Here is an 11,885-nt window from a genome sequence, read left to right as displayed (position 1 = left end):
GGGCCAGGCGAACCGTGAAGAACCTGCAGAACAAGACCGCCGTCGTGTCCGGGTCCGGGCGCGGCATCGGGCGCGAGATCGCGCTCAAGCTGGTCGCCGAGGGCGCCGCCGTCGTGGTCAACGACCTCGACGCCGAACCGGCGAAGGAGACCGTCGCCGCGATCGAGGCGGCCGGCGGGCGGGCGACCGCCTGCGTCGGCTCGGTCACCGAGGACGGCTTCGCCGAACGCTTCGTGCGGACGGCGGTGGACTCCTTCGGCGGGCTGGACATCGTCGTCAACAACGCCGGCTACACCTGGGACACGGTCATCCAGAAGATGACCGACGAGCAGTGGGACGCGATCCTCGACGTGCACCTGAAGGCGCCGTTCCGGATCCTGCGGGCCGCGCAACCGGTCATCTCCGCCGCAGTGAAGTCGGCTGTGGCAGCCGGTGAGCCGGTCCCGTGCCGCAAGGTCGTCAACATCTCCTCGATCGCCGGGCTCGGCGGCAACGCCGGGCAGGCCAACTACGCCGCCGCCAAGGCCGGCATCACCGGCCTGAGCAAGACCCTCGCCCGCGAGTGGGGCCGCTACAACGTCACCGTCAACACCGTCGCGTTCGGACTGATCCGGACCCGGCTCAGCGGCCCCGCGACCGGCGCCGACAACACCATCGACGTCGACGGCCGGCAGATCAGGATCGGGGTCAACCCGGACCTGTTGTCCACCATGGACAGAGCGATCCCGCTCGGCCGCGCCGGCACCGCGGCCGAGGCGGCCGGTGCGGTGTACCTGCTCTGCACCCCCGAGTCCGACTACATCAGCGGCCAGACGGTCGTCTGCGGCGGCGGGTTCACGCTGTGAGCCGGGGGCGACCGTCGTGACCGGGCAGCTCGTCCGAGCGCGGACCGGTCCGGGCCACCCGGTGGAGCGGGTGATCGCCGACGTCGCGGCCGGGCGGCCGGTCGCGGTGGTCGACGACGAGGCCCCCCGGGCCCCCGGCGCACTGGTGTTCGCCGCCGAGCGGGCGACCCCCGCCCTGATGGCGTTCGCCGTGCGGCACACGTCCGGCTTCGTGTGCGCCGCGCTGACCGGAGCCGACTGCGACCGGCTGGCGCTGCCGCCGATGTGCCGCTCCGGCGACCCGTCCGGCGAGGCGTACCGGGTGTCGGTGGACGCGGCCGACGGGATCGGCACCGGGATCTCCGCCGCCGACCGCGCCCGGACGGTCCGGGTGCTGGCCGGTGCCGGGACCGGGCCGGCCGGGCTCCGGCGGCCCGGGCACGTCGTGCCGTTGCGGGCGTGGGACGGCGGGGTGCTCCGGCGCGCCGGGCACGCCGAGGCCGCCGTCGACCTGGCCCGGCTGGCCGGACTCCGGCCCGCCGGCGTGCTCGGCGGGATCGTGTCCGGGAGGCCGGGGGCGGACATGGCCCGCCGCGACGAGCTCGACCTCCTCGCCGCCGGCCACGACCTGCGGGTCGTCACGATCGCCGAGCTGGTCACGCACCGGCGTCGTACCGAGACCCAGGTCCGCCGGGTCGTCCGGGCGCACATGCCGCTGGCCGCGGGCGAGTTCCGCGCGATCGGCTACGAGGATCTGCTGGACGGCGCGGAGCACGTCGCGTTCGTGCACGGTGACCTCGCCGACGGCGCGGACGTGCTGGTCCGGGTGCACGCGGAGTGCCTCACCGGGGACGTGTTCGGCTCGCTGCGCTGCCGGTGCGGCGACCGGCTCGGCTCGGCGCTGGAGCGGGTGGTCGCCGAGGGCCGGGGTGTCGTGCTCTACCTGCGCGCGGGCGCGGGCGCGGACCGCGGGCCGGCCCGGCTGCTGCGCACCGACCGGTGCCACGACGGTGCGGGGGAGTGGCCGGCCGATCCCCGGGACCACGCCGCCGGCGCGCAGATCCTGCACGACCTGGGGGTGCGCTCGATGCGCCTGCTGACCGATGATCCGGCGGGAGACGCCGGGCCTGCGGGGCACGGCCCGGTGGTCACCGCGCGGATCGGGTCGCCGTACCGGGCGGACCCACCCGACACCCCACGGAGGGCACGACGATGACCATCGACGAGCTGCGGCAGCGGGTCGCGGACTTCCTCGCCAGGCACGATCCCGCGACGACCGGACGGCAGGAGTTCCTGCGGGCCCGGTTCGAGGCCGGGCTCGCCTGGGTGCACGTCCCGACCGGTCACGGCGGGTCCGGCGCGCCGCGCGAATGGCAGCCCGAGGTGGACCGGCTGTTCGCCGAGGCGGGCGCGCCGGACAACAACCCGCAGGCCAACGGCATCGGTCTCGGTATGGCCGGCCCGGTGATCCTCGCCCACGGCACCGAGGAGCAGAAGCGGCGCTTCCTCCGTCCGCTGTGGACCGGCGAGGAGATCTGGTGCCAGCTGTTCAGCGAACCCGGCGCGGGCTCCGATCTCGCCGCGGTGGCGACCCGCGCCGTGCGTGACGGCGACGGCTGGGTGGTCGACGGCCAGAAGGTGTGGACCTCAGGGGCGCACCTCGCCCGGTTCGCCATCCTGCTCGCCCGCACCGACCCGGACCTGCCCAAGCACCGGGGCCTGACGTACTTCCTGTGCGACATGACCGATCCCGGCGTCGACGTGCGGCCGCTCCGCCAGATCACCGGCGAGGCAGAGTTCAACGAGGTGTTCCTGACCGGCGTGCGGATCCCGGACTCCCAGCGGCTCGGCGACGTCGGCCAGGGCTGGGCGGTGGCGACCACCACGCTGAACGGCGAGCGGGTCGCGATCGGGGACCGCGCCCCGACCCGGGAGAGCGGCATGATCGGCGTGGTCGCGCGCACCTGGCGGGACAACCCGGAGCGCCGGACCGCAGAGCTGCACGACCGCCTGCTGCGCCTGTGGGTGGACGCCGAGGTCGGCCGGATGAGCGCCCAGCGGCTCCGGCAGAAGCTCGCCACCGGCACCCTCGGCCCGGAGGGCGCGGCCATGAAGATCGGTTTCGCGCGGATCAGCCAGGAGCTGTCCGGCCTCGAGCTGGAGCTGCTGGGGGAGGAGGGCCTGCGGTTCTCGGACTGGACGATGGTCCGGCCGGACCGGGTCGACTTCACCGCGCGCGACGCGGGCTACCGCTACCTGCGGGCCAAGGGCAACTCGATCGAGGGCGGCACCTCGGAGATCCTGCGCAACATCGTCGCCGAGCGGGTGCTCGGGCTGCCGCCCGAGCCGCGCGTGGACAAGGACGTCCCCTGGAAGGAACTGGCCCGATGACCGAGCTCGACCTGCTCTACACCGAGGTCGAGGAGGACCTCCGCGCGTCGGTGCGGGACCTGCTCACCGACCGCTGCCCGCCGTCCGCGGTGACCGCGCTGTACGACGGCGACCGCTCCGCGGTGGCCGGGCTGTGGAAGGCGCTCGCCTGCGATCTCGGACTGGCCGGCCTGCTGGTCCCGGAGTCGCGCGGCGGGGCGGGCGGATCCGCGCGGGAGGCCGCCGTCGTGCTCGAGGAGCTGGGCCGCGCGGTGGCCCCGGTCCCGTTCCTGACCAGCGCGGTCGTCGCCACCACCGCCCTGCTCGACGGCGACGACGGCGACCTGCTCGCCGAGGTCGCCGCCGGCGCGCGCACCGCCGCGCTGCTCGTGCCGCTGCCCACCGCGCCGCACGACACTGTCCCCGCCGCTGGTGCCGGCCCGGCCGGCGGTGTTGTTGGTGCCGGCCCGGCCGGCGGTGTCGTTGGTGCCGGCCCGGCCGGCGGTGCCGTCCGTGCCGACCGGGGGCAGCTGACCGGGACCGTCACCGGCGTGGCCGGGGTGCTCGACGCCGACGTGCTGCTGGTGCCCGCGACGACACCGGACGGGATCGGGCTGTTCGCGGTCCCGGTGGCGGCCGCCGGCGTCGATCCCGTGGTGTCGCTGGACATGACCCGGCAGCTGGCGGACGTCACGCTCGACGGCGCCGCCGGGAGCCCGGTGGCCGCCGATGCGGAGTCCGTCGTGCGGCGGGCGCTGCGGACGGGGGCGGCGCTGCTCGCGTCCGAGCAGATCGGCCTGGCCGGGTGGTGCCTGCACGAGACCGTCGGCCATCTCCGGCAGCGCACCCAGTTCGGCCGCGTCCTCGGCGGCTTCCAGGCGCTCAAGCACCGGCTGGCCGATCTGGCCGTCGACCTGGACTCCGCAACCGCCGCGGCCCGCTACGCCGCGGCGGCACTGGCCGCCGGCGACCCGGACACCGAGATCGCCACCGCCGTCGCCCAGGCCTACTGCAGCGACGCCGCGGTGCGGGCCGCAGAGGAGGCGGTGCAGCTGCACGGCGGGATCGGCATGACCTGGGAGCACCCGGCGCACCTGTACCTCAAGCGGGCGAAGGCCGACCAGATCGCCTTCGGCACCGCGGGCAGGCACCGTGCGCATCTCGCCGGTCTGGTCGAGCTGCCCGCACCGTGACGACCGCCCAGGACATTCGGTAATTCAACGGACATTCGGCAAGCAATGAGTGAGCGGTCCTGATGGGTCCGGCGAGGCGGATCGCCGGAACGCGTCGGTTCCGACCGGGCGGAGGCCCTGATCTCCTGACCGACCGTCCGACCGGGCTCTTTGCTGCCTGTTTGTGACTCCTCCTGGCAGTGGGTCCGCCCTGTGTCACCAAGGTAAAACCCACGCTCTCTCCGTCTTTGAGTGTTGTAATACTGCGGAAGTTCGGTAGTGTATGGCACGTCACATCGGCGCCGTGCTGTTCGGCGCACCCGTTCGGCCGGCAGTGCGCCGCTGGCCGGCATCCGCCCGCGGTGGCTGGTGCCGGTCGAGCGACGGGTACGTGCACCGCGTTCCGCGCGGATCGGGTCACCGTCCACACCCGGCCGCACCCGATGGAGATCGACACCCGTGAGAGGGGTACACCGTTGAGTGAGAACGAAGCTGTGTTCGACGTCGTGGTGATCGGCGGTGGCCTTGCAGGGCTCATCGCAGCCCGTGACCTGACGGAGCAGGGCCGCTCGGTCCTGCTGCTCGAGGCGCGCGACCGCCTGGGCGGCCGGACCTGGTCGAGGACGTTTCCCGGAACCGACATCAACGTCGAGATGGGTGGCGGGTTCGTCCTGCTGGACCACTCGCCGGAGCTGATCCGGGAGATCAAGCGGTACGGCATCGACGTGCACCACCTCCCGCCGGCGGAGTCGTTCCCGACCATCTTCGGCGAGACCCGGCACCCCGGGCCGTTCCCGGTCCCGCTCGAGCAGCTCTTGGACTTCGAGCGGGCGGCGCTGCACCTCGTGCGCGCGGCCATGCGGATCCAGCCCGGTGTCCCGCTCGACCAGCAGGACCTGGACGACCTCGACGTTCCATTGTCGGAGTTCCTCGCCCCGCTGAACCTGCCGACGGAGACCTACGGGCTGGTGTGCGGGGTCGCCGCGCTGGTGTCGTTCCGGTACCCGCACGAGGGCTCGGCGATACACCTGCTCGCCTCGCTCGCGTGCATGGACCTGAGCCTGTTCACGCTGTACGGCGCGGCCGACGCGCACATCCGCACCGGCACCCTCGCCGAGCGTCTGGCGGCGCAGGCCGGCGACGTCAGGGTGAGCAGCCCGGTGGCCCGGGTCGACCAGTCCGGTGACGACATCGTGGTGGTCACGGTCGCCGGTGAGACGATCCGGACCTCGGCCGTGGTCGTCGCGACCCCGATGAACATCTGGAACGACATCGAGTTCGAGCCGCCGCTGAGCGAGGTGAAGCGGACCACGTCGGCCGAGCGCCACGGGACACCGCGCTCGGGGAAGGTGTGGGTGCGCACCCGCAACGCGCCGAGCTTCCCCTACGTGTACGCCTCGCCGGAGGCTGCGGCCGGGGCGCTGGCGCTCTACACCCAGGACGCGCTCGACGGCGGCGACCAGCTCATGGGCATCTTCGCCCTCAGCTCGGTCGAGGGCGACGAGCTCCATCTCAACCTGGACGAGGAGGAGTCGGTCAAGCGGGTGCTCGACACCCTGCTGCCGGGCACCGAGCTCGTCGAGTTCTTCGGTCACAACTACAACACCGACCCGTACTCCAAGGGGGACTGGATCAGCTGGCGGCCGGGCCGGGTCACGAAGTCGCACTCCGCGCTCGCGGCGCCGGAGGGGCGGCTGTCGTTCGCGTCGGCGGACATCGCGCCGAAGTGGCTGATGATGATGGAGGGTGCCGTCGAGGCCGGCCATCTGGCTGCGGAGCAGGCCGCCAAGCACATCGGGTGACACCCACCCGTCGACGTGTGCCCGGGAGTGCCGTCGCGGTGACGGCCACGGCCGCCCCGCGGCGCCCGGTCCGGGGTGGTCCCGTGCCGCCCGGCCGCGCGTCGACATCCAGCGAGTCCTGCAAGTCGGTCGATCGGAGGAAGACGGCTGTGTGGAGTTTCTCGAACAACAGGTGGGTCATCCTGGCGGTGTCCTATGTGGTCGTGGTCGGCCTGGCCCTCCCGTACTACGGATGGGCGCCCGGCCTGCTCTCGATCGTGGAGGACCTGGGGATCGACTACGCCCAGGCGGGTGCGCTCTCCTCGGTGACCGCGCTCGCCGGTGGGATCGCGCTGATCCTGGGCGGCGCGGTCGTCGTCCGGACCGGCCCGAAGAAGATCATTCTGCTGGCACTGCTGCTCGCCGTCGCGGGGCAGGTGCTGTTCGCCTGGGCCGACACCTACACGGTGGCGATGCTCGCCCGGGCGATCAGCGGTGTCGCGGTCGGCCTGATGGCGGTCGGGCCGTTCACGATGGCGATCAGCTGGTTCATCGAGTCCCGGCAGGCCGGCACCGCGACCGGCGTGATGATCTCGTCCGACGGCGCCGGGTTCGTGCTCGGGCTGGTGCTGTTCGGGGCGGTGCTCGCCGCCGTCGGCTGGCGGGCCGGACTGCTGTGGCAGGCCGGATACCTGGCCGTGCTGTTCGTTCTGGCGCTGCTGTTCCTGAAGGACCCGGCAGCGGCCCGGCAGGACGGCACGACCACTGCGGCCGAGGGCAGCGCGGGCCGTGCGGTCCTGCTCGCCGCCCGCACCCGGAACGTGCTGCTCGGAATGGCGTTCTACGTGGGGATGTGGGGCGTGTTCAGCATCGTCGCGAGCTGGCTGCCCACCGTCCTGATGGAGGGTGCGGGCTGGTCGGAGTCGTTGGCCGGGCTGTTCGCGTCCCTCCCCGCGGTCTTCGGGGTGCTCACCGCGGTGACGTTCGGCGTGATGTCGGATCGGTTCGCCGGCCGGCGCAGGCTCTACATCCTGCTCACCGGCCTGGCGTCGACAGCGGCGGCCGCCCTGCTCGCGGTCGGGATATCCGCGGGCGCGTACACGCTGGTCGCCGTCGCGCTGCCGCTGATCGGCCTCGCCGGCTACGGCGGGATGGCCCTCGTGCTGTCGCGGGCGAACGAGTCCGTGCCGCCCGCACACATCGCGGCGTCCAACGGGCTCGTGCTCGGCAGCGGGTTCCTGATCGGGGGGATCGTGTACCCGCTGGTGCTCGGCGCGATCAGGGACGCCACCGGCAGCTTCGGCACCGGGTTCGTGGTGCTGGCGATCGCGACACTGGTGCTGTGCGCCGCTGTGCAGCTGCTGGGCCGCAGTGAGCGGACCACCCGGCCGTCGGTGCCGCCGGAGTCGGCCCCGCCGGACGGCGCGGTCGTCGCCGGGTAGACCTCACAGGGCCCCGGGGATCGCCGCAGGTGACCCCCGGGGCCCGGCCGATGCTCCGACTCGAACGGAAGGACAAGGACTCCCACATGACCGCTGATCGGATCGGGGCGATCGTCGTCGGTGGCGGGCTCGCCGGCACCACGGCGGCGCGCGACCTGGCGCACGCCGGGGTGCGCACCGTGCTGGTCGAGGCCCGCGACCGGCTCGGTGGGCGCACGTCCACACAGACCATCGCCGGCCGCGAGGTCGACACCGGAGGCGTGTACTTCCACTGGTTCCAGTCCGCCATCTGGCGGGAGGTGACGCGCTACGAGCTGCCGGTCGTCGAGAGCGCCCTGCTCACCGCCGCTCGCTACCTGGTCGGCGACGCCGACGGCGTGGCCGCGATCTCCCCCGAGGAGTTCGACGAGCGGCAACGCCGGGCGCTGTCCGCGTTCTGGGGGGACCCCGGCTACCCGGCTGCACTGCCGCGTCCGTTCGCCCCGCAGACCGACCCCCGCCTGGCGAAGCTGGACGCGATGTCCATCGAGGACCGGTTCCGGGAGCTGGGCCTGGACGCCGAGGACGAACGCGTACTGCGGGCGGCGTTCAGCGACTACGGTCGCCCCGACGACACGAGCCTGGGCTGGCTGCTGCAGCGGATGTCCAACGCGATCTGGAGCAACGAGGCGTACAACGCCCTCTTCGCGGTCTACCGGCTCCGCGACGGCATGGCGAGCCTGCTGGAGGCCATGCGGCACGACGGCGGCTTCGAGGTACGGCTGTCGTCGCCGGTCACCGCGATCGAGCGCGACGACCGCGGTGCGACCGTGACGCTGCGGGACGGGTCGCAGCTCACCGCCCCGGTGGTCGTGGTGGCCACGCCGGTGAACGTCTGGCGGTCGATCGAGTTCACCCCGGCGCTCGACGGCCCGCACGCCGCCGCCACCCGCGAGGGCGTGACCATCCCCGATGTGAGCAGCATGGTGCTGCACGTCCGGGGCGTGTCCGAGCCGGTCGTGATGCTGTCGTCGTTCGGCGATCAGCCCTTCGAGATCATGGTGACGTACACGCTGCTCGACGACGGCCAGCTGCTGCAGGCGTTCAGCGTGAGCGGCCGCGTCACCTGTGCCGACGGCCACGACCGGATCGCCGAGGCGCTGCGCGAGGTCCTGCCGGAGGCCGAGCTCGTCGACGTCGTCGGCCACGACTGGCCCACCGATCCGTTCGCCCTCGGCGGGTGGGGGTCGCTGCGGCCGGGCCAGCTGACCCGCTTCATCGACGTGCTCGACCGGCCGGTCGGCCCGCTGTACTTCGCCGGCGCCGACATCGCACCGCAGTTCTCCGGCCTGCTCACCGGCGCGATCGAGAGCGGCGCGCGGGCCGCGCGGCGGGCCCGGCTCGGCCTGACCGGACGGACCCCGGACGGTGCCGGGGGACCCCGATGACCACGAGCACCGTCCCGGTCTGGGTGTGCGAGGCGTGCGGGTTCGTGTACGACCCGGAGGAGGGCGACCCGGACGGCGGCATCCCGCCGGGGACGGCCTTCGAGGACATCCCCGACGACTGGGTGTGCCCGATCTGCGGAGCGCGCAAGTCCGACTTCGTCCGCATCGAGGATTGAGGCCGCACCGGGATCACACCGGCGCCCGGACGATCACACCGCTGGAATCCCGCTGACTTGGTGCACGACCCCGAACGCCGGACGGCCCCGGCGCACACCCCGGACCGGGGTGCGCGCCGGGGCCGTCCGGCGGCGGGCCGGCTCAGACGAGCTCGAACGACAGCTTCAGGCTCGCCAGCGAGCGGACGAACGGTGAGGCCGGATCCGGAGCGGGGTTCGCGTCGTCGGCGATCCGGACGTCGCGGGCGTGCTCCAGGAACACCCGCAGGGCGGTCTCCATCTCGGCTTTCGTCAGGTGCGACCCGATGCAGAAGTGCGGGCCCGAGCCGAATCCCATGTGCTGTGCCGCACCGTTGAACGCCTTCTTCGGGTCGACATCGGTGCGGTGGATGTCGAAGGTGTCGGGATTCTCGAATCGACGCGGGTCGTGGTTGGCGGCGCTGTACATGACGGCGAGCTGGGCGCCCTCCTCGATGGCGACCCCGCCGACCTCGAAGTCCGCAGGTGCGAGGCGGCTGCCGAACGGGATGATCGCGTGGTACCGCATGCTCTCGGCGAGCAGGTTCGTCATCAGCTCGGGCTCCGCGGCGAGCTCCTGCTGGATGCGGGGATCGGAGGCGAGCTCGTACATCGCCCATCCGAGCTGGTGGTCGGTGGTCTCGCCGCCCGCCAGGAACATGGTCGCGACGAACGACTGGATCTCCCCGTCGGACATCCTCATCCCGTCCAGCTCGGCCCGGCACAGCTTGCTGATCAGGTCGTCGCCGGTGCCGCTGCGTCGTTCCCGGATCACCGGGAGGATGATCTCGCCGAACTCGTCCTTGGCCTGCTGTGCGGCGGCGATGATCTGCGGGTCGCGCGAGATGTTTCCCTCGGCGTTGATCCAGGCGGAGAACCAGCTCGTCATCCGGCTGTGGTCGGGGATCGGGAGATCGAGGATCTGGATCATCACGTTCGCCGAGAAGCTGGCGGTGAACTCCGTGACGAAGTCGATCTCCGCCCGGTCCCGCTCGCCGGCCCGGACGGCCTGCCGCTCCCGTTCGAAGATCGGGTCGAGAAGTGCCCGCGCGTGCCTGTCCACCTGGTCGGCGAAGCGCTGCACGCTGGGGCGGGCGAACACCGGGGCGATCAGTGCCCGGCGGCGACGGTGGTCGAGCCCGTCCATGGCGAAGAACGCCTGGGCGTCGCCCAGGTACTGGCCGATGAGTTCCTGGAGGAGATCGCCGATGTCCAGGCTCGCCAGGCGCCGGACGTCGTCGTACCGACTGATCAGCCAGACGCCCAGACCCTCGTCGAAGTGCACCGGATAGTGGTCGCGCAGCACTGCCAGCCCGGGCCACGGGTCGGCGACGTGGGCCGGGGAGAGCAGATCGGGAGGGGCGGGAGTGCTCACGGTCATCGGGACTCCTGTGCAGATGGAGGGTTCTCGTCGCGGTACCCGCGTCGAGGGAGTGGCAACTACTTTACTGAAAATCAGCTGAGTTGGTAAAGGGTCGAGCGGGTGGACCGGGGTCCGGGAATCGACGGGCTCGGGGCGGCGGCGGACCCGCGGCGCGGAGGCGGAGTCGCTCCGGGCAGGCGGGCGGTCTGGTTCGGCCCGGCCCGGCCCGGCTCACCGGAATACCCGGCCGTCGTACCGCAGTTGTTTGCAGCATGAAGAAGATTGGGTTCCTGTCCTTCGGGCACTGGTCCCCGTCCCCGCAGTCCCAGGTGCGCTCGGCGTCCGACACGCTGTTGCAGTCGATCGAGCTGGCCGTGGCGGCGGAGGAGCTGGGCGCCGACGGTGCCTACTTCCGGGTGCACCACTTCGCCCGTCAGCTCGCCTCGCCGTTCCCGCTGCTGGCCGCGGCCGCCGCCCGGACCAGCCGGATCGAGCTCGGCACCGGTGTCATCGACATGCGCTACGAGAACCCGCTGTACATGGCGGAGGACGCCGGCGCCGCCGACCTGATCTCCGGTGGCCGGCTCCAGCTGGGGCTCAGCCGCGGATCGCCCGAGCAGGTCATCGACGGGTACCGCTACTTCGGGTTCGAGCCCGCCGAGGGCTCCACCGATGCGGACATGGCGCGCGAGCACACCCGCCAGTTCTTCGAGGCGATCGGTGGCGAGGGTTTCGCGCGGCCGAACCCGCGCCCGATGTTCCCCAACCCGCCCGGGCTGCTGCGGATCGAGCCGCACTCGCCGGGCCTGCGGGACCGGATCTGGTGGGGCGCCGGAAGCCGGGCGACCGCGGAGTGGACCGCGGAGCGCGGGATGAACCTGATGAGCTCGACCCTGCTCACCGAGGACACCGGCGTGCCGTTCCACCAGCTGCAGGCCGAGCAGATCCAGCGCTTCCGGGCGGCCTGGGACGCGGCCGGGCACCAGCGGGAGCCGCGGGTCTCGGTCAGCCGCAGCATCTTCCCGATCGTCAACGACCTCGATCGGCAGTTCTTCTGGCGGGAGCGGCACAGCACCGACCAGGTCGGTCACATCGACGGCGGCGAGGCCCGGTTCGGGCGCACCTACGCCGGTGAGCCGGACAAGCTGGTCGCCGAGCTGGCCGAGGACGAGGCGATCGCCGCGGCGGACACGCTGCTGCTGACCGTCCCCAACCAGCTGGGCGTCGACTACAACGCGCACGTGATCGAGAGCGTGCTCACCCACCTGGCGCCGGAGCTCGGCTGGCGCTGAGCGACGCGACGACCACCTGA

Annotated in this window: 10 protein-coding genes; 9 read left to right on the top strand and 1 reads right to left on the bottom strand. The window is 72.6% G+C overall.

The annotated features are described in order from the left end of the window. Positions 1-14: 14 nt before the first annotated feature. The 8 genes from ABD160_RS22210 to rd all read left to right on the top strand — a co-directional run bounded on the left by ABD160_RS22210 (position 15) and on the right by rd (position 9,192). Positions 15-845, top strand: a complete 831-nt coding sequence (locus ABD160_RS22210; protein WP_344025537.1) for an SDR family NAD(P)-dependent oxidoreductase — start codon at positions 15-17, stop codon at positions 843-845. Between the two features lie 16 nt (positions 846-861). After that, positions 862-2,040 carry a 3,4-dihydroxy-2-butanone-4-phosphate synthase gene (locus tag ABD160_RS22205; protein ID WP_344025535.1) on the top strand — a complete coding sequence of 393 codons (1,179 nt, stop codon included), beginning with the start codon at positions 862-864 and terminating at the stop codon, positions 2,038-2,040. Next, positions 2,037-3,215 carry an acyl-CoA dehydrogenase family protein gene (locus ABD160_RS22200; protein ID WP_344025533.1) on the top strand — a complete coding sequence of 393 codons (1,179 nt, stop codon included), beginning with the start codon at positions 2,037-2,039 and terminating at the stop codon, positions 3,213-3,215. The genes ABD160_RS22205 and ABD160_RS22200 overlap by 4 nt, the downstream gene beginning before the upstream one ends. Beyond that, positions 3,212-4,387, top strand: a complete 1,176-nt coding sequence (locus ABD160_RS22195) for an acyl-CoA dehydrogenase family protein (protein ID WP_344025531.1) — start codon at positions 3,212-3,214, stop codon at positions 4,385-4,387. The genes ABD160_RS22200 and ABD160_RS22195 overlap by 4 nt, the downstream gene beginning before the upstream one ends. A 455-nt stretch (positions 4,388-4,842) precedes the next feature. Then, a complete protein-coding gene (locus ABD160_RS22190) occupies positions 4,843-6,168 on the top strand; it encodes a flavin monoamine oxidase family protein (protein WP_344025528.1) in 1,326 nt (441 codons plus the stop codon). 149 nt (positions 6,169-6,317) lie between these two features. After that, the gene (locus ABD160_RS22185; RefSeq protein WP_344025526.1) at positions 6,318-7,589 is read left to right on the top strand and encodes an MFS transporter; all 1,272 of its coding nucleotides are present in this window, start codon (positions 6,318-6,320) and stop codon (positions 7,587-7,589) included. A gap of 86 nt (positions 7,590-7,675) precedes the next feature. Next, positions 7,676-9,016 (top strand): flavin monoamine oxidase family protein, encoded by a 1,341-nt coding sequence (locus tag ABD160_RS22180; RefSeq protein WP_344025524.1) that lies wholly within the window; start codon positions 7,676-7,678, stop codon positions 9,014-9,016. Further along, positions 9,013-9,192: a rubredoxin gene (gene rd, locus ABD160_RS22175; RefSeq protein WP_344025522.1), complete on the top strand. Its 180-nt coding sequence runs from the start codon at positions 9,013-9,015 to the stop codon at positions 9,190-9,192. The genes ABD160_RS22180 and rd overlap by 4 nt, the downstream gene beginning before the upstream one ends. A gap of 142 nt (positions 9,193-9,334) precedes the next feature. Here the strand turns inward: rd and ABD160_RS22170 are convergent, their stop codons facing one another. Then, positions 9,335-10,591, bottom strand: coding sequence for a cytochrome P450 (locus ABD160_RS22170; RefSeq protein ID WP_344025520.1), 1,257 nt, complete (start codon positions 10,589-10,591; stop codon positions 9,335-9,337). 254 nt (positions 10,592-10,845) lie between these two features. Here ABD160_RS22170 and ABD160_RS22165 point away from each other — a divergent pair, with 254 nt between their 5' ends. Beyond that, entirely contained in the window at positions 10,846-11,865 is a 1,020-nt protein-coding gene (locus tag ABD160_RS22165) for an LLM class flavin-dependent oxidoreductase (RefSeq protein WP_344025518.1), read from the top strand. The last annotated feature ends 20 nt before the right edge of the window (positions 11,866-11,885 follow it).

Origin of the sequence: Pseudonocardia kongjuensis (assembly GCF_039526905.1) — a bacterium.
GTDB lineage: Bacteria > Actinomycetota > Actinomycetes > Mycobacteriales > Pseudonocardiaceae > Pseudonocardia > Pseudonocardia kongjuensis.
This window is presented reverse-complemented; position numbering and strand designations above follow the sequence as displayed.